Below are 23162 nucleotides of genomic sequence, written 5' to 3'. Positions count from 1 at the left end.
CTTGGCTGTATAGAGTAATTATTACTCATTAGCTTCACCTAGAATAGCATGAACACTAGATTCGTTTGTAGTTAAAAGAGATACAGTAGATACATGAAATTGCAGTCCACAAAGACGTCCTAATGCAACTGACGTACCCTTGTAGTCTAAAATGGGAATTTTACTTTTTTTAACCATTTCATTTAGTTTAACTCTTATTTTCTCAGGTACAGATGTAGACACAATTACAAATTTGGATTTATCAAGAGATGATAAAACTTGTTTAGTACCGAGTATGTATTGATCTTCTTTTATAGCATCACGTAATGCTTTCTCTAACAATTTTGCCAATTATAAAATAATTTTTACGTATGATTTATATCTTTACGAGTAAATTGAATGAAATATTTTGTGTGTTATACATCTAGAGGGTTATTTTGACTTTGAAACTTGCATGTAGAGATCCACGGTTCCACTACCAATTGGAATGTTATTTCCCACGATCACATTTTCAGTAACACCTTTGAGAGTTTCTATAGATCCACCTAAAGCAGCATGAGCAATGGTAGGTACGGTAATCTCAAATGCTGCACGTGCAAGAATACTATCTTTGGTACCTGCAACGCCGTGTCTGCCGATCTGTTGCATGTAACCGCGTGAACACATTAAATCAGCTACCAACATGATATAACGAATATCTACCTCCAAACCTTGATCTGCAAGCGTGGTGTTTAATTCATAAATTAATGCATTACGTGCAGCCTCGATTCCAAGAGTTGCTCCAATTTCAGAAACATTGTTTGTACGTACATTACATCGATCTATACCTTTAACCTCTAGTAATTTTGATATGTTGGAACCAGTTGTCTGTATTACCCATTCATTATCTTTTTGTATCAAAGTTACACGTTCAATATCTTGTACTCCCTTTACAATTGTATTCAACACTTTATTTCGTAGTGCAATTACAGTCGGTACGTCAGATTCTTCAGCTATGACAAGCAACAAGACGTTATCATGTCTATCAATTTTGAATTTTTTATTAGAAGATAGAGCATTTTCAACATCTTCAGCGGTACATCCACGCTCAGATAGACGATTCTCATTCAAATCTAATTTGATATTTGTAGAATAATTTGTGTCAGCACTACTTATCAAGGAAGATACTTTGGTTTGTAAAACATTTCTAGCAACATCGATTGCATCGGTACGAGAAGTTTTGATTCTAGAGTCAAGATATATGTCCATGGTAGGGGTCACAGGCTTTTTTCTAGCATCCACTAATTCAATGAGTCGTGGTAATCCTAGAGTTACATTTCGTTCACGAATTCCTGCAAAGTGGAATGTACGTAATGTCATCTGAGTTCCAGGTTCACCAATCGACTGAGCAGTGACAATTCCAACTGCTTGTCCAGGTTCAGCTTGTGCTTTGTTGTACAAGTCTAATCCTTTTTTACATACTTTTTCGGTTCCTGATTTACTCAGTTCACCTACAAGTAGTGCATCAACAACTAATTGTTTCAATCTAGCATTAAAAGTAGCAGTATATTTTTTTGTCAATTCATTAATATCTGCAGATTTAGCTTTGGCTCCAACATCAACAATTTTTTCAGATTCTATAAGACGATTTACATTAAAGGCCTCACCATGATCACTTTTTGCGACATCAATGCCATCTTCCCCATAGAGAAATTGTACGATGTGTCCATGAGGATCACGGACAGTTTTATCATACTCTAAACGAATATGCTCTAGTGCGTTAATCAGTCTTCTTTGCATATATCCACTTTGCTGAGTACGTACAGCGGTGTCTACTAGACCTTCACGGCCTCCCATAGCGTGGAAGAAGAATTCTAGTGCAGACAGACCATCACGATAATTAGATTTTACAAATCCATGTGCGTTTGGATTATCATCATGTTCTTTAAAATATGAGAGGGCACGGTTGTTATAACCTACAAGAAGTCTCTCACCACGTCTAGATTGTTGTCCAAGGGAGCCGGCCATCTGACCAATATTCAAGGATTAGCCACGGGCACCTGTTGTTGCCATTATTCTACCGGCGTTGCTATGATCAAAATTCTTGTCAGCTGTACTTCCAGCTAAATCACGAGCTTTGGATAACTCATTGACTATATACGCCTCTAGAGTTTCATCTGGAGATAGTCCACGTGTAAGTTTTAGTGTACCTTTCTTTGCTTGTGCAATTAAATCATATATTTGATCATAAGTAGAGTCAATACCATCTAGAATCTCTTTACGTATTTTTTCAGATAATTCTAGATCAGCATAACCATAACTAAATCCATAATGAGTGATAAATTGTTTTACTATAATTAATATAGAATTTAGGAATTTTTTAGCATCAGAGTTACCATAATCTTTAGTTATACGGTGAAGTACACTTTCAGGTTCTTCAGCACCGATTGATGATTTATCAATAACTCCACTAAGAAGAATACCATTTTTAATTACTACATCTTTTTGAGGACCTTTTGTTCCTTTAGACCACTTTGATGTAATGACATAGTTAAAGTCGGATGGAAGAAATAAAGAGAATAACTGTTTACCAGTATATGCAGGATTACCTTGTTTATCAGTAGAATCAGGTTTAGGAAGTGGACCATCATAACCACCGAGCATTGCATAATTTGAAAATTCTTCTAGTCCAAGTGTAGTACCATCTTTAGTTAACAGATATGATCCAGTGATGAAATCACGCAGACCACCAATAATTGGACCACCATATCGTGGGGAAATTAATTGATCTTGTACACGCATCAAGAGTATGGCCTCTGCTCTGGCCTCTTCACTCTGTGGCACATGTAGATTCATCTCATCTCCATCAAAATCTGCATTATAAGGAGGACAGACTGATGGATGGAGTCTGAATGTCTTACCAGGCAATACATGTACATAATGAGCCATGATTGACATTTGGTGAAGAGAGGGTTGTCGGTTAAACATTACAATGTCACCATTGTTCAAATGACGCTCTACAAGGTAACCAATATCAAGTGTATCTGCAATTACAGAACGATCTTCTACAAAATCAAGACGAATTTTTACTCCGTCTGGACGCACGATATAGTTTACTCCGGGAAATATAGCAGGGCCGTTAACTACTAGTTGTTTCATTCTTTCAATATTCCATTCAGTAACAACCTCAGGAATAGTAAGTTTCATGGCTACAATTTTTGGCACACCCACTTCCGAGAGATTTAGATTTGGATCAGGAGAAATTACAGTTCTACTGGAGAAATCTACACGTTTTCCAGACAATGAACCACGAAAGCGTCCCTCTTTGCCTTTGAGTCTTTGAGTTAGTGTTTTCAGTGGTCTACCAGAACGATGATGAGCTTGAGGGATTCCAGACACTTCATTATCAAAGTAAGTTGTTATATGATATTGTAAAAGATCTACTAGATCCTGTACAATTAGTGGTGGAGTTCCTGCCTCTTTACTCTCCTTGAGTCTTTGATTAACACGAATGATATCTACCATCTTGTGTGTTAAATCATCTTCAGAACGAATACCAGTTTCCAATACAATTGATGGGCGCACTGTAACTGGTGGAACAGGTAAAGTTTGTAGGATAAACCATTCTGGGCGTGCAGTTGTAGGATCATATCCCAATAATTTTAGATTTTCATCTAATATCTGAGTGAATCTAGATCGTACAGTTATTGGTAAGAGTCTATGTTCATTTCCCTCTTCACGTTCAATGAATATTGTAGGTTTTGTAAAGATCAATTCACGTTGTATTTTACCACAATGTGGACAGTCTTTGGATTTTCTAGATTTCTCTAGAATCATTTCTGGAATACGTTTTTGAGAGACAATAGTATATGCTGCCTCTTTCTTTAAAATCTTGGAAAAATTTTCCAATTCTGATGGACTTACTTTTAGACGTGAGCATGACCAACATGTAGATAATAATAATTTATGAATATTTTCAATAAATGCAATGTGTAGTACGGGTTCGGCAAGTTCAATGTGTCCAAAGTGTCCAGGACATCTAGCAGCAGTATTACCGCACGAAAGACATTTTTGTCCTGGTTCTAAAACACCAAGACGACCATCCATCAATCCACCTTGAACTGAGATACCATCTTCATCATATGTTTCCGGAGCTGTAATTTCAGCAACAGAATATTTGCGTATTTCAGTTGGGGACCAAACAGAAAATTTTATCGCACGAATAAATTTGATAGTTTGTACGGACATTAAATCTTCTCCTGAATTATCAATCTAGGCGCAACGTTGAGACTTTGCATTTCTTGTAGCAATAATTTAAATGCATATGCAACAGATACAGAAGATACTTTGGATTTATCACCACAGACTCTGCAGACATACTTGCGTTGTTTTACATCATGGTATGCAACTAGACCACATCTCTCACAGACATAAATGTCAGATTTGTCTGATTCATCAAGTAATCGATCTTTGAGTATCATAGATGCACCATAGGCAATTATACAGTCACGTTCCATTTCGCCAAATCGAAGACCACCGCCTCGTGCTCTACCTTCGGTAGGTTGCTTTGTTAACATTTGTACTTGACCTCTAGCTCTGGCATGAATCTTGTCAGCTACCATGTGATGCAATTTTTGATAATATACAACTCCGATGAATACCTCAACTGGGAATTGTTTACCTGTTCTTCCATCATACATTACTTCTTTACCAGAATATTTGAAACCAGAAACTTCCATTATTTTACGGACCTCATCCATCTTTTCACCAACAAATGCAGAACCATCAAATTGACTACCTCGGAGTGCAGCTGCCTTACCAGTGATAGATTCCATAAACATACCAACAGTCATTCTAGAGGGAAACGCATGTGGATTTATTAATACATCTGGTGATAATCCTTCTGCAGTGTATGGAAGATCTTCGGCTTTGGCCAGTATTCCAAGTACACCTTTTTGTCCATGTCTTGCTGCAAATTTGTCTCCAATTTCTGGTGCTCGCATATCACGAACACGTACTTTGTACATTTTGCCACCTTCATTTGACTGAGTCATGATTACAGTATCTACAACACCAGTTTCAGAAGGTCTTACACCAACTGAAGTATCACGGCGAGTTGTTTGACCAGGAGTCTCAAATTCGTTAAACTCACCCATAAATCTAGGTGGGCTAGTCTTGCCAATCAAAATATCACCACCAACAACATTAGATTCTTTTGATACTACACCGTCAGCTTCTAACAGATGATATGCACGCTCTCCTTTGTAACCACGAATATCATCCTCTACGCTTGGAATTTCAAATGTGTCACGCTTTCCACCAGGATATTGCTTGGCCTCTGCATCATAAATTCGATAAAAGAAAGATCTTGCCAATCCACGATCGATTGATGACTGACTAAGAACGATGGCATCTTCAATATTATATCCATCAAATGGAAGTACAGCTACTACACAATTTTGACCAGCAGGACAATCTTCTAGACCTAAAAGTCCCATAGCCTTTGTAGTTACCATTGGAGTTTGAGGATATACCATAAAGTGTTGACGAACATATGTACTAGTACTCATCATTGGACTTGAAAATCCAAGACTCTGTTTTGCCATAGCAGCCTCATAAGTATTTCTTGGAGATTGATTATGTTCAGGGTATGGAATTATAGAAGCTCCGGCTCCAAGAATTGCCGATGGGAATATTTCCATATGTGTATAACCAGAAGCATCTTTTTCATCAAGTGTTACTAGACAATTCTCTTCTTCGTTTGCATCAATCAATTCAATTATACCATTGTTTAAAAGATTTGTCCATTGAATTACACGTTTGGTGATTTTTGTTAAATGGACTTGTGTTAATAGAGGTTGACCATTTTCAAGAATAATCAAGGGTCGCATAACACGACCTGCGTTACAACTTATGTATACACGTCGGGTAGATTTTGACTCTTCAGATTCACTAAATGCAATGCTGATATGTGGATGTATTTTACCTGTTCTGCGCATATCACGTAAGGATTCAACAAGTTTGATACCATCTTTATAATATCCAATGAATCGTCCATCTACAAAAATTCTTGCAGAGTTTTTCTTTACATCATCAGTAGAATCGGTCAACCCCACTACACCAATCTCATAGATTTTTTCTATGATAGTCTGAGATGGTACATTAATTGATATTAATGCAGATAGTGCCAAGTTTTTTACTAGACCACAGTTTGAGCCTTCTGGTGTTTCACTAGGACAAATTCTGCCAAAGTGTGTTGCGTGTAGATCACGTGCTTCAAAATTAGGTTGTGTACGACTCAGTGGTGATTGTATTCGTCTCAGATGACTTATTGTTGAAAGGTAGTTTATTCTATCTAAAAGCTGAGTTACACCAACTCGACCTCGTCCCCAATTTCCTGTTGCAATTGCATTGTTGAGTTTATCTGTAACTATGCCAGGTCTAACAGCGGCAGCTACTGCATTGATTCCTCGTTTTTGACCAGAACGTTCTAGTTGATATTTCATATCACGGATTAAATTTCGAAACGCAGTTCGGAAAATATCACCCAACATTTGACCGGCAAATTTAATCACTTTATTACCATAATGATCTTTGTCATCAGGAATTATCCAACCAAGTTTTAATTCTAATAATTTACATACAGCCTCACCCAAAAATAGAGCTTTTTCTTTACGGTTCTCTGGACGTTTACCCAAGTGTGGTAACAATCCCCAATCAAGTAGAGTCTCTGCACGTTTTATTTGAAATTCTTCCAACATTCCTGGCGCAATTCTTTTACTAATGTATACAATCGCATCTTTGGATGTCAAAACATTGCTTGCCTTTTCAAATGATCCCTCTAAGGATTCTTGTATTTCATCTACAAGAGATACAGATGTGGCAATATCACGATTTGATTCCATGCCAAGTGCACGCATCAGAGTTACTACAGGAATATCAACAGGTGAGCCTGGGATTCTACCTACAATTAGACCATCATCTTTCATAATTAATTCTAATTTAGCCCTATAACCTACGATTGAAGAGTATACTTTGGCTTTATAAACAACTTTGTTGGATATCATCTCCTTGTCTACTATAATTTTATTGTAAGAGAGATCCTCTAATCCTACTACAACTCTCTCAGATCCATTTATGATGAAATAACCTCCAGGATCATGAGAGTCTTCACTATAATCAATTAATTTATCATCAGTTAAACTATTCAAAATACATGCATGTGACTTTATCATTATTGGTACCTCTCCAATATTGATGAATTTATTTTCTAAAACTTTACCATCCTCTACAACACTAGCTTCCATCATAAGTGGAGCAGCATATGTAATATTTCGAAGACGTGCTTCGGCAGGAATTATACTAGTGATTGAGCCGTCCAATTCAATCATACGTGGAGGTTGAAGTTTTATTTTACCCAACTTGATACGATATGGATAATCTGTATTTTCAATTTCAATATGATCAGCCTCATCAATTATACTTTGTAACCCTACATCTAAAAATTCATTAAATGAGTTTAGATGTTGACGTGCGATACCCTCTTTGGATAAAATATCCTGTATAATTGGCCAACGTTTGTTTGATGGATGACTCATGGAACTTCCACCGCATATCTATAGTACAAGCTTTGACCAGCAGTAGCGCTTTTGTGCGTTATTTTTATTAAATCACCGGGTCTTACACCAAGACTAACTATAGCAGGATCATTGGCATAAATTAATGGTAATTCTGTAGCTTTACAATTATACTGTTTCAATACAGCTTTTGCCTCTTCTAAAGTAAGAATTTCATGTTTTGGAACATAAACATGATCTGGTACAATTATTGGGTTTTTCTTAACCGTGCAAAACACCTTCATTGTGATTAATAATAATAAACAATATTGATGAACCAAAGAAATGGTAATATATATTTACCATGAGTTTATCAGACGGCTACGATACATTTAGCAATTTAAAACACAATGACCAATCATACACGACACAGATATGCCCATAAAGGCAGATTAGCTATTTATCTGATTTCCGATACAGAGGATTAAAAATAATCGAGAGTACTTGGGTATATGGACATATTAAATTTTTAAATATATACGAAATAATTAAATCATCATGAATAAAGAATTGTATGGTATAGTTTTTGGAATAGTAGTGTTATTTTTAGTGGCATCAGTACCTGCAAGCACTGCACAAATAGGATCAAATATTCCAATTACAGTTAATACTGATAAATCAGTGTACAGCTGATGGAGACAAAGCCAAGGGGGTTTTCGTGGTTTATCCTTTGGAAGTTAATACTGATAAATCAGTGTACAGTTATGGAGACAGCATAGTCATACAAGGTATGATACAAAATATCAGAGTAGGACAAGTGGTAACACTAGTTGTAACTAATCAACAGGGAAATATAATCACAGTCAATCAACTCAGTGTAAGTAAAGATAAATCTTTTTCTACAGAAATACAAACCTTGGGACCATTGTGGGAAAAAGATAGTGTATATACCATCAAAGTACAATACGGTCCAGAAATTAAAAACAAAATAGATGTCATAGTTGGAAATGTGGTAAAAGACACAAATATTCAGTGTGAAGATTATGAATTTCTAGCATCAGGATATTGTATAAAATTTAATATTAGTAATGGGACAGTAACTGGTGCCGTCATAGATGGAGAGAAAAATATTCTTACGATTATGATAGAGTGAACAAATAATGGAATATTAATAATTAATCCACATACAGATGTATTAAGAGATGTACAAGGAGTGATGATTAATGGTGATGAGTCTGCCTACAGTATGCTGGATGAGACGCAAATTCAGATTGATTTCTCAAAAAACTCACAAAAAATAGAGATATACGCAACTTCAGTTGTTCCTGAATTCGGTGCAATCATACCATTGATACTAGTTGTTGGTATAATAGGATGTATTGTGATTTCATCTAGATTGAAAATTATTAGATGAATAATATAATAAAGAAATTTTGATAAATAGATATAATGTATAATATTTCTAAATACACGTATGAGATTAACAATTTTATTAATTATAATAGTAGGATTTGGAACATCGTCTGCTTTTGCACAATCTAGCATAGACATACAGACAGACAAACCCATTTATGAAAAAGGGGAATTTATAACACTGGTAGGCAAGGTGCAACCATTTATTTCAGGTACGCCAATTCTGACAAAGTTGTTAGATCAGGGTGAATCTCTGTTACAAATTTGGCAAGAAATACCTGCAAAGGATGGAAGTTTTACAATACAGATCAAACAAGCAGATAACTGGGATACAAGTACCCCATTTACTATTCAGTCAAGTTATGGTAAGAGTAAAACTGCAATACAATTTTTGATAATAGAGGCACAAGTTATGAAAGATGTGTTGGGAATAAAAGAAGTTGCAGCGGGAAATTCAGGAACATTTGATCTAGAGTATACCATTAATGGAGGAACCATTACTGATGCAAAGATACTATTCGATGAGTTATCTTTAGACATTTACATAAATGCAGAGAAGAAAGGAGTGTTGGAAGTTTCTATTCCAAATAGTGCAATGATGTCACAAGATCACACAGGTAAAACTATTCCATATATTGTACTAGTAGACGGATTTCAAGTTGACGTAGAAGAGAAAGCGTCAACAGATACTGATCGCACATTAATAATTCCATTCACGGATGAATCACAGCGTGTACAAATAATCGGTACATACGTCATACCAGAATTTGGTGCAACTAGCATAATGGTTTTGTTGGAGCTGATAATCGCTAGCATAATAGTTGTTAATCGTACAAAAATAATTTAAAATCCATATTTTTCACGATATGGCGATACACGTCGTAGATCATTTACAGTACTAATTAGTATATCAGATGCTTTTTCCATCTCCTCAAGTGTATTCAAAGAACTCACTGTCAGACGTAATGAACCTAAGATCTGTTCATATGATAAATTCATAGCTTTTAAAACATGAGATTCTTGTTGAGATATCAAAGAACATGCAGAGCCAGTAGATGCAGATATATGATTTTCATCTAATTTGACAATAAAATCTTCACCATTTAATCCTAAAAATGTAAAATGAGAATTGTTTGGGAGTCGTTGTGTAGGATGACCGTTATACTCTATGTGTTTTAGTGTGCTTTGAATTTTATCATTTAATTTATTGCGCATAGACATCATTGCTTGTATATTTTTTGACATATTTTCCATAGCAATTTTACAGGCAGTTCCAAAACCGACTATACCTGATACATTTTCTGTACCAGAGCGCATACCATTTTCTTGACCACCACCTAAAATTAATGGTAAAATTTCTAGATCATTTTGTACATACAACGCGCCAACGCCTTTGGGACCGTGAATTTTGTGTGAAGATATTGACATTAAATTAATACATAAATCATGTACATCTATTGGGATTTTCCCAAGAGCTTGTGTAGCATCAGTGTGAAATGATACATTATATCTTTTACATAATTTTCCAATATCTCTAATATTTTGTACGGTTCCAACTTCATTATTTGCAAACATTACACTCACAAGACACGTATCATCACGTATGGCATCATGTATCATCTCTGTGTTAATAATTCCGTATTCATCTACAGGCAGATATGTAACATCAAAACCAATAGATTCGAGTTTTTTACAAGGTTGTAAAACAGATTCATGCTCGATACTACTTGTAACAACATGTCTCTTTTTACCCCCAGAAACAATATTGAATACCATATTGTTGGATTCTGTGCCACCAGAAGTGAATAAAATTTCGTCATGGGTTGAACCTATTAATTTTGAAATTTGTTCACGCGCATCAAATATTGCTCTTCTCGATACACGACCAGATCTATGAATTGAAGATGGATTTCCATACTCTTGTGTAAAGTATGGTCGCATCGCGTCAAGTACATCAGGATGAATAGCTGTAGATGCGGCGTTATCTAGGTAAATCATTTCTAAACCACATTTACATTTCCAGTACTGTACCCTTTAGAATTAAAAGAGACTGTTTTGAACCCAAGCATCTTCAGTTTAGTCGATATAATATTTTTTTTAGCATCACTTAGTAGACATAGATCATCAAAATCCATATCTATTCGTGCGTTACCACCAAGATCACGTACACGTAATTGCTTTACCTGAACAACTTGTTTAATCATAGTCTCGCCAAGATCAATACGTAACAATTGTTCATTATTAATTCTCTGACCCCACGGAATTCGTGATGCAAGACACGAGTTTGATGGTCTATCATGAATAGATAATCCAACTTGTTTGGCAGTTGTTCGTACATCTTTTTTTGTAAAACCAGTGTCAAGTAGTGGACTCTGAATCAAACCATCTTTCATGGCAGCAATTCCTGGACGATACTCTTGCATATCGTCTACATTAGTGCCATCTACAATCACATCAATATGATTTTCGTCTGCAACAGTACGTAAATGTGTAGCAAGTTCAGTTCTACAATGAAAACAACGAGTATTATCATTAATTACAAAATTTTCGTTTTCTAATTCATCATACTCTATAATAATTTGTTTAATTCCAATCTCTTTACAGATTCTTTTTGAAGATTTCAGCTCTTCTTGTGAGAGTGTTTTATAATCAGCAGTAACAGCTATGGAATTATTCCCAAGAGTAGTGTGGGCCGCGTATGCGACCAAAGCACTATCCACACCTCCAGATAGAGACACCATGCAGGAATTTTTGTCTTTAAACCAACTTGTAAGGACATTTAGTTTTGTCATTTATTTATTTCCAAGTTGTGTGAGAATCATTTCATTAATATCTATTAGTGGCATGTTTAATTTTTTAGCAATCTTTGCAACATCATCAAATTCTGGTTTCATATGACCGTCAAATACTTTGCATTGTATTGTAAATGTTTCACCATTAATTATTACATCAACTGACTGTACATCACGCAGATGCACAAATCTTTCAGAGGATTTAACACGTACACCTAGTGTACGAGTCTCAGAGAGCAGTAGTTCTAAAAGTTTCTCAGTGTTCGATGGCATACACAAAACAGTCACCAAGTGTGTGGGTCTACTTTTTTTCGTAATTCCTGCGGCAATGGTAACATCTACTGCCCCATTACTCATGAGGGTATCAATCAGATGACCCAGCAATTCACCAGATACATCATCAAGATTAGTTTCAAGAATATTGATAGAATCATGATTATCAGTAATGTTTCCACGAACAAGTTTCAGTACATTAGATACTCCATCTAAATCACGAGAGCCTGCTCCATATCCAACGGTATCTACATTCATTGTGGGATAAAATTTTTGATGAAGAGTTGCAAGATTTACAAGCAGTGCAGCACCTGTAGGAGTAGTCAGTTCCACATCTACAGGACCGCCCACAATATTTGTAGAGGTTTGAGAAAAAATTTCAAGAATTGCACTAGCAGGATTAGACATTACTCCATGTGAAAAAGTAACAGATTTTCCACCCACAGCTACAGGTGTTGATATCACGACATCTCCAAATATACCTAAATCATCAAGTGCAATGGCACATCCTACAATATCTACAATAGTATCAATGCTAGAGGCCTCATGAAGATGAACAGAATCAGGTGAGACGCCATGTATTTTAGATTCGGCATTGATTAGATGAATAATACAAGATTTAGTAAATTGTTTTGCAGAATCAGAGAGTTGTAGAGATTCAATTGCCTGTGTAATACAAGTAATCATATCCTTTCCGCTACGTGAATCTGTATCATTAGTAATATCTAATTTTAAACTAGTTGCTTGAATTCCTCCTTTATTCACTTTGACGAATTCGATATCATTAATAGAAGAATTTGGCAAAAAGGTGACAGCGTGTTTAACACCATGAATAATCTTAGATGAATCAGCCCCCAAGTGTACAAGAGAGCATAGCAACATATCGCCGGATATGCCTGCAATTTGAGCATCAATTACAAGAACCATGTGTAGAATAATTTAAAAATACATATAAGTTATAATCGATTCAAAGTGTATTTCATTAGTAATTTCATTAGTAATTTCATTACATTAGATTTAATTATTCAGTATCAAGTATATTTGTATGATAACTATCATAGGTAGTGGAAAAGTGGGCGGAGATGCTGCCATGTTTTGTGCGTTAAAAAAACTAGATAAAGAGATTTTACTTTTAGATATTGCAAAGGGACTACCACAGGGTGAGGCAATGGATATTAATCATATGCTATCTGAGTATGGCATAGATTGTAACGTTAAAGGATCAAATAATTATGAAGATATGAAAGGTTCAGATGTTGTTGTAATAGTTGCAGGATCTGGAAGAAAGCCTGGAATGACTAGAATGGATTTGTTAAAAATTAATGCAGGAATAGTAAAAGATATCACAATTAATATAAAAAAATATGCTAGTGATTCTATAATAATTCCAGTTACAAATCCACTAGATCCTATCACACACATTACCTACAAGACATCAGGTTTTGATAAAAGTAGAGTGTTTGGAATGGGTGGCATGCTAGACTTGTCTAGATTCAAGCAATTCATTCATGAATCTACGAATTATTCTAGGGGTGTGATAGAGGCACTAGTAATTGGAGAGCACGGTGAGAATATGCTTCCACTAATTAGATTTGCAACGGTAGCGGGGATACCACTACAAGATCTCATTGCAGATGACAAACAGAAACAAATTATTCAGGATACAAAAAATGTGGCAGCGAAGATCATCGAGTTGAAAGGAGTGACAGTACATGCACCCGGAAATGCAATATCTGCAATGATTGAGGCCATCATACATGACAAAAAACGAGTAATACCAGTATCAGCATATCTTAATGGAGAGTATGGGTATTCTGATGTCTGTGTCGGAGTGCCAGCGGTGATTGGAAGAAATGGTATTGAGAAGATCATAACACTGAATTTAAACGAGGAAGAGAAAGGTATTATGAATGCGGCAGTAGAGAATGTAAAGAAATCACTTAATGGCATAGACCTTTAGATATTTATCAAATAAAGATTAACAACAATGTATGGAATTACAAGAGATTTTAGAGTCTATCCAAAAAAAACAGATTACCATTACACATGCTAAAAAATTACTTGATCTTTATGCCTTACAGAAAATTGAAAATATAGCGCAAGTTGATATTGGACGTAGTAGACGCAGAGGAATTCCAGAAGTAATATTTGCAGAGAATAAAAAATATGATGAAATTAAAAAAATCGTGATCAAAGTATTAGAAAAATCAGATAACGTGATCATATCTAGATTAAAAAAGAAAGATTATACAAAAATAATTGAATATGCAAAAAAAAATAAAAAGAAAATAGATATTGGAAAAAATACAACTAGTATAATTATTTATAATAAAAAATCAAAACGGTTTGTAGGTACTGTTGGAATAATTACAGCAGGTACATCAGATATTGGTATTGGAGAGGAGGCAAGATTAATGTGTACAGCAATGAAATGCAAATGCATTTGTAATTATGATGTGGGAGTTGCAGGTCTACAGCGAATATTTCCAGTACTAAAAGAGATGATATCGAATAACGTAAAGTGTATAATAGTCATAGCAGGTATGGAAGGGGCCTTAGCCACAGTAGTATCAACACTATCTAGTGTTCCGGTGATCGGTGTACCTGCATCAGTAGGATACGGGTATGGAGAGAAGGGTGTGGCAGCTCTTGCATCAATGTTACAGAGCTGTGCCCTTGGGCTTGCGGTTGTAAATATTGATAATGGTATAGGCGCAGGTGCTATTGCATCACAAATTGCAAAGAAATCAGATTGATACTATACCTAGATTTGTCAGTTCGGTTCCAATACCAAATCCAATTAACGCAATACCAGTACCAAGACCGGCCATCTCAATTCCGCCTTTGAGTATACTAGTCTTTGTTATTTTAGACTTGACAGCTCCAACAAAGAAAGATACAGATAGACTAATGCCAACAGCTATTAAAAGTGGAGATAGACCTGTACCAAAAAAGAAAGGTATTATTGGTAATATACCACCAACGAGAAAAGATACAAACATACGAATAGCACTTTTGATAGGACTACCTATAATATCTAAATTAAGATGCAACTCTTCTGCAAGCATTGTATCAAGCCAGACTTTTTTATCAGATGTGATTTTATTTACAATCATATCCAAATCATTACCAGAAAAACCTTTTGCTTTATAGATATCTACAATTTCTTTACGTTCAATATCAGGTTTATTTTCAATTTCCCACATTTCACGTTTTATCTCGGATTGGAGTAATTCTCGCTGTGATTTTACTGCAAGATAATTTTGAACTGCCATCGCCTTGGCTCCAGTAAACATTCCTACAAGACATGCAAGAACAACTATATCCGAAGATACATTTGCACCACCTACGCCAGCTGCAATTCCAAGTGAGGTATTAATTCCATCACCGAATCCAAATACAAAATCCCTAATACTACTAGACTCGGACATGTGCGGTTCAATGTGTCTGGGTTCTGTAATTTCAGGCATATTATAACAAAGTCAGTAAAATCATATATACCATACTTAGAGTAAGCAGAATAATGTCTGGAAAACGCATAGTGCTCACCGCAGATCGTAGTTTGATGACAAATTATAGAGGAAATTTTCTTTATGGTTTCATTGCATGTGGGCCCTACGAAGTATTACCTGAATGGGTGTTTGACAAAGTATTTTGTCCACCAGTGGAGACAGATAAAATTACCGGTGAGGCCAAAGTAGCTCAAGTAGGATTACGAAGAGTAGAGAGTGCATTATTGCAAGGATATGATTGAAAGGAGATATTTGTATCAAATCCAGATTATCTAGACAGATGTGTGGGAGAGGATACAAAGGTTGTAGGAATAAATGTGATGGATCCATTAGGAATGGCGCCTGTCACTACTACCATGTCTCCTGAAAAATTATCCTATGTTGCTATGAAATTCAAAAGAATGTGTGCAAATATTATTCAATTAAAAAAGAAATATAATTTCAAAGTTGTAGTTGGAGGAAATGGAGCATGGGAGCTTGCAAGGACAGATAGAATGAAGGTTCACGGAATTGACACAGTAGTAGTAGGTGAAGCAGATGAACTAGCATTGGATTTATTTAATGATTTAGAGTCAGGAGATGCTCCAGAACTGTTGCACTGTTTTGTAAAGAACATACAAGATATTCCAGTAATTGAAGGTCCTACAGTAAATTCATTGATTGAGGCAATGCGTGGTTGTGGTAGGGGTTGTGATTTTTGTGATGTGAATAAAAGATCAAAGAAAGATTTACCACTAGACAGACTGCAAAAAGAGGCAAAAATCAATCTCAATTATGGTTTTGACTCGATATGGATTCATTCAGATGAGATGTTACTGTATGGATGTGATAACAAAGATTTTCAACCAAACCGAGACGCGATTACAGAATTATGGAGAGGTCTGAAGAGTCTGGGGGCAAATTTCGTAGGGACAACACATATGACATTCTCAGCCGTAGCTGCAAATCCACAACTATTACAAGACATCTCTACGATAAATAATCAGCATGAAAATAACAGATGGCTTGCAACAAATCTTGGAATAGAGACAGTGTCTCCATCTTTGGTAAAAAAACATCTAGGAGTCAAGACTAAACCATTTTCAACAGATGAGTGGGGTAGTGTAGTTAGAGAAGGTGCAAAAATATTAAATCAAAACAATTGGTTTCCGGCAGCTACGATAATTATTGGTTGGCCAGATGAGACTCCAGATGATGTATCATATACTTTGGATATGCTGCAAGACTTTAGAGCCACGGATTTCAGAGGACTAGTTGCGCCATTACTATATCAAGATTTTAGTGAAAAAAATTCAATGCATTTTGGTAATCTAAATGAAGCACAGTTTACACTCTTTTGGAAATGTTGGGAGAATAATTTGCGTGTAATTAATGACATCATTCCAATCATATTACGAAACAAAACCTATGGTCCTCCCATGAAGGTATTCATGTACGGTATCATCAAAGCAGGTACATGGGCAATTATGAGATACTTGAGAGGATTGTGTAAAGATCTGTTTAATGGCCGCACACCAGATGAAATTATGGCAAAATATGCTAGGAGTCGTTCTGTTAGTGCTCCAAAGATTGAGACAAAGAAACTCTAAGTCAGAAAATTTTAGATGCAGATAGTTTATTGTCGTATATAAAAATAGAAAAAAAATGTAATGTACTAAATTGAAGATGGTATTGTTAGTCTAGATTTGAATGATAGACCAATAATAGATATAATTGCTATTGCTAATACAATAATTGCAATTGTACCAAATTCAGGTACAACAAAGGTTCCAATAATTTCAATCTCTGTATCTCCAGCTAAGAAAGGAATTCGTAAAACTCTGTTTAAACTAGTAGTAGAAATTTCTTCAAATTCACGCTCTTCTCCGTCGATAAGTACAATAAAGTCATCATATGTGCCAGTTGCATCTAATACATTTCTTGGTATAGTGATTGTCAATTCTCCATCATCATCAGCTGTGATTGTTACGATCAAAGATGTATCTGCAGTATTTGCTAATACATTGTTAATGCTACCACCAGTGATTTCAAAGGATATAACTTCACTAGTATCAGATACACGCATTTCATTGTCTCGCAATGGAGGTAATGTAGGATTTATTTCAGTAGACCCAGTACTATCACCAATAAAGAAAGATGTTTTAGCTTTTAGACTTCCATATTGAGATTCGATTACATATTCACCATCAGTCCAGATTGGATTTAGTGCAATACTTGCAGAGTATGCACCGTTGGAACTTGGTGAAAGTTGATCTATATATACAAGATTACCATTTGGTGCGAATACTTGTAGAGTAATCGCACCGTCAAATAAAGTGCTGGCAATTCCAGACACTGTTACACGATCTCCACCAACATATTCATTTGCGTCAGTAGTTATTGTAAGAGGTAGATTTTGTCCATATGCAGGAACAAAAGCTAGACCCGATACTAAAATTACAGATAGGATAATTGCGGTAAAGCGATTTTTCATTATTTCTTAAAAAAGTATAAGCATATTTAAACTTAGAGTATGATATGTACTAAAATATAGCATTATAGGTAAGCCTACCCTTATATTTTAGAATATTCACATTTTAGAAATTGGCTAGAAGAAAAGGACGTGTAAAGGACAAATGGAGAGAGAAACGCTGGGTCACCATACAAGCGCCAGATGCATTCAACAATATAGATATCGGTTATGTACCCATAACTAGTGACAAAGGAGCAATTGGCAGAGTGTTAGAGGTAACGTTACACGACATAGTCAAAGGAGATATTTCACAAAATCAATACAAGATCTATTTTCAAATATCAAAGGTAGAAGGTGAAATTGCATATACTATCTTTAAGCAATATGAATATGCAAAAGAGTTTCTACGTAGTTTGGTTAGACGTGGATCTTCCAAAGTAAATTTTATTTTAGAATGTGAAACCAAAGATGGTTATATTTTCAGAATCAAAGTGATATTGTTAACACATAGACCATTAAACACATCAAGAAAACATGCTTTACGTTTAATTGCAAAAGAAATTATGGAAAAAACAATTCCAGGTATGACTATAGATCAATTTGTTCAAGCTGCGTGTTATGGAAAAATAAATTCAGACATTATGGCAGCTGCTAAAAAAATAATTAGAATTCGTCATGTTGGATTAGAAAAAGTAAAATTAATTCGAACCGCAGATGCAGAAATTGCTCTACTCAAAGCATAACAATAATGATTGAAAAAATTATCATAGAAATTACAGTTATTACACATGCTACAGAGAATAGACAAAATATTTACAACCATATACAAGAAAATTTGGGAGTATCAGAGAGTGAATTAACTGTACAAGATCTTATAGGACATCACGATAACCCCATACAATTAGTCAGATATGAGTTGAAAAATAAACGTGCTTGGCACATACTAGATATTATAAAATCAAACATATCCAAGGATGACATGGAGATGATATTTGAGATGAATGACATACAGGGTCAATCTGCTCTGTACTTGCGTTTAGACAAGCAAAAAATAGTTGAGGATAAAATAGTAATTAGTGAAACAGGTTCAGTTCGAATAAAAATTCACATTCCAGTATATACCAAGAAAGACATGTTAGAGACATACAGAGATAAATTATTCACTAATTAGACTTATAGCATTCAGATTACTCTGAAAAAACAAGGGAATGAGGATCCAGCCGCTCCAGTCCGAGCATCTATGCCTTGAGGAACCCGCGACGAACTGACCCAGAAATTATTTAAAACAAATAACCAATATGGTTTTAAATACAGAAAATATAATTTTTGTAACATGGCAGAGTATGATGTAATTGTAGCAGGCGGAGGTCTAGCAGGTACAATTGTGGCACAGTCTGTTTTACATCACAATCAAAATCTCAAAGTACTGGTAGTAAATCGAAGCCCTGCCAATATGCCCGGACAGAAGAGTGTACATGGATGGGTTTGTGGTGATGCTGTAAGTAAGGAAGCCGTAGATTACATGACAGATAGAATAAAGATTGAATGGACAAAGCCTGAGATCGAACATTATGTAAAAGGGGTTATGGCATTCTCTCCGAATAGAGAGACATCCATACCATTTGATGGTGAAGGATACATGTTGAATAGACAGGTACTACCACAGATGCAAAATGAACGTGCAATAAAAAGAGGGGCAGAAATAATACATGGTGTAAATCTTACAGGATTGCTATATGATAATAATCAAATTGTTGGTGTAAAGGGATTGAAAAATAAAGAACCATACAAAAAAACAGCCAAGGTAGTAGTAGATACAACTGGTATGACATCCATGTTGAGAAACGGTATAGAAAATACCAGAAAAATTGAGAAGAAAATAAATCGACAGGACGTAGAATCAACTGGTAGACATATAATGTATTTTGAACCAAAGGATAAAAATCTAACATATTTTGATCCAGATTATTGTATAATACATCTAAATCAAGATATTGCACCTGGAGGATATGGTTGGGTGTTTCCAAAGTCAGAGAACAAAGTAAATATCGGATTGGGTGTAGAGAAGACCCTACTAGAAGAGAGAAACAAAAGACTCGGAAAGAAAGATAATGTTTCAACATTAATTGAAGAGTATGTATCTAGAAATACATCCATAACAAATCCAAAATTATCTCAAGATCCAGAAGATTCGAATAATGCAACTGGTAACTTTCAGGTATCAGTGCGTAGACAAAATGATTGTATGGTTGCAAATGGATTCATACTCGTAGGTGATTCGGCGTGGATGCCAAAACCACTAGACGCAGGAGGTATCGGTCCGGCCATAGTGGCAGGAACAATTGCAGGTAAATGTGTAGTTGAGGCAATAGAATCTAACGATGTGACCGAAGTAGGATTGTGGAATTATAACAAAAAATTCATCAACGAATATGGGTATAAAACGACTGGATTGGAGATATTTCGTAGACTAATACAGAAACTCACAAATAAAGAGATCGATTATGGTATGAAACATTTCTTAAATGATCTTGATGTAGAGGCAATATCAAAGGGAGAGCACCCTAACTTTAGTGGTATTGGAAAAATCCAAGCACTCATGCACGGATTACTCAGCAAAACTCTTGCCGATGGTTTGAGATTTACAACAAAACAGAATAAAAAATTGACCACTCATTACTATAATTATCCAGAATCACCAGATGGATTTGAAATGTGGAATATTGAATTACATAAAATTCTTGATGAATCCAATGAAAGATTGGGTAAATTTAGAAATTAAATCATACATTAAATAATGACATAAATAATTTAGAATTAGTTGGCAGACATATCTTATTTAGATTGGAACGATTCAATAGGAGTGTTAGATATTGCGTATAAATCTAAAATTTTCGTATTAATTATTGGGCCAAAAGGAACAGGTAAAACAGCACTAGTTCGAGAATTCATCAAATTCAAAAATGTTGGTATGGAATCTATTAATTTTTCTTTAAGAACAAGAGAGAGTCATTTGATTGGATCAAAAACTCTTGATAATGGACAAATTGGATTTGATGAGGGAATACTGATTAAATCTATGAAATCTGGTAACGTACTATACCTCGATGAATTAAATGCCGCAGAGGCAGATGTCTTACTAAGACTCGATGAGGCACTAGATGATAGTAGGCAGATGATACTCAAAGAATCTAGTGGTGAAATAATTAAAGCGTCCAAAGAATGGTTTGTTGTAGCTACAATAAATCCACTCACACATATTGGTACCAAAGAACTCCCACCACAATTAATTAGCAGATTTCCAATAAGAATCAGATTAGAATATCCACCAGAAGATGTAGAAATGGAGATTGTACAGAAACATGTGCCACACATATCAGACAAATCCGCCTTGCAACAAGGTATCAAACTTGCAAATACATTACGAGATGCCGCATCGGTAGAAGAGATTGATTATTCACCAAGTATTAGAGAGACCATAGCATTCGGCAAGATGTTAGAGCAAGGAGTATCTCCAAAAAAAGCAGCAGTGATAACATTTGGAAATGTATATTCACAATGGGGAGATATCGAGTATCAAAAAGTAAGTGATATAATAACATCTATGTTTGTGAGTTAAATGCAGATATCATATCTACGTGATGATTCGTTAATAGAGATTACAACATTTCTTGCACGTAGATGGGCATTTAATAAAAATGTCAAAGTAGAATTTGCAAATATCAATAGACCAAAAACACACTTGCAAAATGCCATCATAACATTACCATCAATTGAAAAATATTCAGGAGATGATTTTGACAAGTATAGACAATTGAGAACAACTCTCTGGTACGAGTCCATGAGGATCTACTACTGCGACAAGATATTAAGCGATGATCATGTGTTTGGATTTATCCTAAATACAATAGAGACACGGCGTATAGAGATGCTTGGAAGAAAGATATGGAGAGGAATGGACAGGGAATTGATTGTAAATTATGAGCGCATTTGGAGAAATAGACCATTGTTATCCTCAGTGTATGGAAGAGCCCGAATAGTAGAGGCTTTTTATCAATATTTTTTATTAAATGATTTCAAGGGAGATATTCCAGCAAATGATGTTGTGAAAATTAAAAAAGCAACTATACTTGCAAAAAATATACTAAATAAATCACTAGAGAATAATTATGGTACTGAGTGGATTAGTAAAAAAATTGTGGAGATTATAAAAATCCTTCAAATTGATTCACTACTTACCATTTCAATTCCATTGTTCAAAAGAGGACAGAATATACCAATGAATGAAGAAGAGGTGTTAAATGCATTAAAAAAAATCTCACAGAATAGAGAGTATTTTAGTAAAATTGAACCAAAAAAAGCACTAGAAGGAAAAGAGATAAAGAATGAATTTAACGCAATAATCCACGAGAATCGTAAAAATGAATCCAAAGGTGTTGGAAATAAGATTATAGGGATTAGCACACCGAATCATAAAAATGTAAATGAGATGTCAATCTATGACAATGATTTTATATCAAGTTTAAAAATCAAATTTCGCTCTTGGAGAACAGGTTGGAGAGAAGAACATGTACAGGATTACGGTGATGAATTTGATGCAGAGTCTTACATTGAAGACTCTAAACCATTTTTAAAAGATTTTAGAAAAATTATAAAAACACGAATTATGATTCTTCTTGATCATTCCTCAAGCATAGCATCAAATCAAATCAAGTATAAAAAAACCACACTATCTCTATGTGAGGTACTAGCATATCTGAGGATTAAATTTTCCATATACGCATTCAACACAGAGAATAGGGCAGTTATGTGCTGGTCTATAAAAGACGAGGGGGTAAAATGGAATAATACCTGTGCAAAAAGACTTGCATCGGTGCAGGCAAATGGTGGCACCCCTTTGGCAGACGTGTATAATAAAATGCATCATCTTGTATCGACGAAAAAACCTGATATTTTACTTACATTAACAGATGGAGAACCATCTGACCCTGATGCAGTTAGACGTATGACTAGTTTATTTAAAAATATTGGAACAAGTATGATATCAATTGGGCTTGGTTCAGATATTATACGTTCAATGAATATTGCAAATAATTTAAAACAATTAGGATATGAAAAATCACTGGCAGTGTATAATCTAAATGATATTCCAAAAAAAATATTGGGTATATTAAATTCACCATGAAATGTATTTCAGTATGTTAAC

Annotated in this window: 23 protein-coding genes; 13 read left to right on the top strand and 10 right to left on the bottom strand. The window is 35.1% G+C overall.

Translation table 11 applies throughout. From position 1 onward, the window contains the following. Nucleotides 1–21 precede the first annotated feature (21 nt). The 5 genes from R1F52_04780 to R1F52_04760 form a co-directional block, all read right to left on the bottom strand. Nucleotides 22–330, bottom strand: coding sequence for a ribosomal L7Ae/L30e/S12e/Gadd45 family protein (locus tag R1F52_04780; GenBank protein ID WOV92437.1), 309 nt, complete (start codon nt 328–330; stop codon nt 22–24). 81 nt (nt 331–411) lie between these two features. Continuing rightward, nucleotides 412–2001 (bottom strand): hypothetical protein, encoded by a 1590-nt coding sequence (locus R1F52_04775; GenBank protein WOV92436.1) that lies wholly within the window; start codon nt 1999–2001, stop codon nt 412–414. 3 nt (nt 2002–2004) lie between these two features. Continuing rightward, nucleotides 2005–4206 carry a DNA-directed RNA polymerase subunit A' gene (locus R1F52_04770; protein ID WOV92435.1) on the bottom strand — a complete coding sequence of 734 codons (2202 nt, stop codon included), beginning with the start codon at nt 4204–4206 and terminating at the stop codon, nt 2005–2007. Continuing rightward, nucleotides 4206–7556, bottom strand: a complete 3351-nt coding sequence (locus R1F52_04765) for a DNA-directed RNA polymerase subunit B (GenBank protein ID WOV92434.1) — start codon at nt 7554–7556, stop codon at nt 4206–4208. Before R1F52_04765 ends, R1F52_04770 begins: the two co-directional genes overlap by 1 nt. After that, complete coding sequence (locus R1F52_04760; GenBank protein ID WOV92433.1) at nt 7553–7819, bottom strand: DNA-directed RNA polymerase subunit H; 267 nt, start codon at nt 7817–7819, stop codon at nt 7553–7555. Before R1F52_04760 ends, R1F52_04765 begins: the two co-directional genes overlap by 4 nt. Before the next feature lie 253 nt (nt 7820–8072). Here R1F52_04760 and R1F52_04755 point away from each other — a divergent pair, with 253 nt between their 5' ends. From R1F52_04755 to R1F52_04740, 4 genes are all read left to right on the top strand, one after another. Next, nucleotides 8073–8207 carry a hypothetical protein gene (locus tag R1F52_04755; GenBank protein ID WOV92432.1) on the top strand — a complete coding sequence of 45 codons (135 nt, stop codon included), beginning with the start codon at nt 8073–8075 and terminating at the stop codon, nt 8205–8207. A gap of 37 nt (nt 8208–8244) precedes the next feature. Next, entirely contained in the window at nt 8245–8667 is a 423-nt protein-coding gene (locus R1F52_04750; GenBank protein ID WOV92431.1) for a hypothetical protein, read from the top strand. 93 nt (nt 8668–8760) lie between these two features. Next, on the top strand, nt 8761–8928 hold the full coding sequence (locus R1F52_04745) for a hypothetical protein (protein ID WOV92430.1): 168 nt from the start codon (nt 8761–8763) through the stop codon (nt 8926–8928). Nucleotides 8929–8988: 60 nt separating this feature from the next. Beyond that, nucleotides 8989–9774 carry a hypothetical protein gene (locus R1F52_04740; GenBank protein WOV92429.1) on the top strand — a complete coding sequence of 262 codons (786 nt, stop codon included), beginning with the start codon at nt 8989–8991 and terminating at the stop codon, nt 9772–9774. Here the strand turns inward: R1F52_04740 and R1F52_04735 are convergent. The 3 genes from R1F52_04735 to larC are packed head-to-tail and all read right to left on the bottom strand — an operon-like array spanning nt 9771 to nt 12919. After that, on the bottom strand, nt 9771–10925 hold the full coding sequence (locus R1F52_04735) for a cysteine desulfurase family protein (GenBank protein WOV92428.1): 1155 nt from the start codon (nt 10923–10925) through the stop codon (nt 9771–9773). The two genes, R1F52_04740 and R1F52_04735, sit on opposite strands and share 4 nt — an antisense overlap. Nucleotides 10926–10927: 2 nt before the next feature. Then, nucleotides 10928–11719 (bottom strand): ATP-dependent sacrificial sulfur transferase LarE, encoded by a 792-nt coding sequence (gene larE, locus R1F52_04730; GenBank protein ID WOV92427.1) that lies wholly within the window; start codon nt 11717–11719, stop codon nt 10928–10930. Then, nucleotides 11720–12919, bottom strand: a complete 1200-nt coding sequence (gene larC / locus R1F52_04725) for a nickel pincer cofactor biosynthesis protein LarC (GenBank protein ID WOV92426.1) — start codon at nt 12917–12919, stop codon at nt 11720–11722. Between the two features lie 118 nt (nt 12920–13037). Here larC and R1F52_04720 point away from each other — a divergent pair, with 118 nt between their 5' ends. After that, nucleotides 13038–13952: a malate dehydrogenase gene (locus R1F52_04720; GenBank protein WOV92425.1), complete on the top strand. Its 915-nt coding sequence runs from the start codon at nt 13038–13040 to the stop codon at nt 13950–13952. A gap of 31 nt (nt 13953–13983) precedes the next feature. Next, nucleotides 13984–14748 (top strand): nickel pincer cofactor biosynthesis protein LarB, encoded by a 765-nt coding sequence (larB, locus tag R1F52_04715; GenBank protein WOV92424.1) that lies wholly within the window; start codon nt 13984–13986, stop codon nt 14746–14748. Here larB and R1F52_04710 read toward each other — a convergent pair. Continuing rightward, nucleotides 14740–15462 (bottom strand): VIT1/CCC1 transporter family protein, encoded by a 723-nt coding sequence (locus R1F52_04710; protein ID WOV92423.1) that lies wholly within the window; start codon nt 15460–15462, stop codon nt 14740–14742. The two genes, larB and R1F52_04710, sit on opposite strands and share 9 nt — an antisense overlap. 53 nt (nt 15463–15515) lie before the next feature. On the opposite strand from R1F52_04710, the gene R1F52_04705 reads away from it, so the two are divergent. Both R1F52_04705 and R1F52_04700 read left to right on the top strand, forming a co-directional pair. Beyond that, a complete protein-coding gene (locus tag R1F52_04705; protein ID WOV92422.1) occupies nt 15516–15746 on the top strand; it encodes a hypothetical protein in 231 nt (76 codons plus the stop codon). 42 nt (nt 15747–15788) lie between these two features. Next, complete coding sequence (locus R1F52_04700; protein WOV92421.1) at nt 15789–17093, top strand: radical SAM protein; 1305 nt, start codon at nt 15789–15791, stop codon at nt 17091–17093. A gap of 65 nt (nt 17094–17158) precedes the next feature. On the opposite strand, the gene R1F52_04695 is transcribed toward R1F52_04700, so the two are convergent. Further along, nucleotides 17159–17977: a PEFG-CTERM sorting domain-containing protein gene (locus R1F52_04695; GenBank protein WOV92420.1), complete on the bottom strand. Its 819-nt coding sequence runs from the start codon at nt 17975–17977 to the stop codon at nt 17159–17161. 110 nt (nt 17978–18087) lie between these two features. Here R1F52_04695 and R1F52_04690 point away from each other — a divergent pair, with 110 nt between their 5' ends. The 5 genes from R1F52_04690 to R1F52_04670 all read left to right on the top strand — a co-directional run bounded on the left by R1F52_04690 (nt 18088) and on the right by R1F52_04670 (nt 23141). Then, the gene (locus tag R1F52_04690) at nt 18088–18699 is read left to right on the top strand and encodes a 30S ribosomal protein S3ae (GenBank protein WOV92419.1); all 612 of its coding nucleotides are present in this window, start codon (nt 18088–18090) and stop codon (nt 18697–18699) included. Nucleotides 18700–18704: 5 nt separating this feature from the next. Further along, nucleotides 18705–19127, top strand: coding sequence for an RNA-binding domain-containing protein (locus R1F52_04685; protein ID WOV92418.1), 423 nt, complete (start codon nt 18705–18707; stop codon nt 19125–19127). A 162-nt stretch (nt 19128–19289) separates the two neighbouring features. Further along, nucleotides 19290–20738 (top strand): NAD(P)/FAD-dependent oxidoreductase, encoded by a 1449-nt coding sequence (locus R1F52_04680; GenBank protein WOV92417.1) that lies wholly within the window; start codon nt 19290–19292, stop codon nt 20736–20738. 39 nt (nt 20739–20777) lie between these two features. Beyond that, nucleotides 20778–21575 carry a MoxR family ATPase gene (locus R1F52_04675; GenBank protein WOV92416.1) on the top strand — a complete coding sequence of 266 codons (798 nt, stop codon included), beginning with the start codon at nt 20778–20780 and terminating at the stop codon, nt 21573–21575. Continuing rightward, nucleotides 21576–23141: a VWA domain-containing protein gene (locus tag R1F52_04670; GenBank protein WOV92415.1), complete on the top strand. Its 1566-nt coding sequence runs from the start codon at nt 21576–21578 to the stop codon at nt 23139–23141. It abuts the gene before it with no gap. The last annotated feature ends 21 nt before the right edge of the window (nt 23142–23162 follow it).

The organism is Nitrosopumilaceae archaeon AB1(1), from assembly GCA_033471095.1.
Classification (GTDB): Archaea; Thermoproteota; Nitrososphaeria; order Nitrososphaerales; family Nitrosopumilaceae; genus Nitrosoabyssus; species Nitrosoabyssus spongiisocia.
Note: the sequence above shows the minus strand (reverse complement) of the source record. Positions and strands in the feature narration are given on the sequence as shown.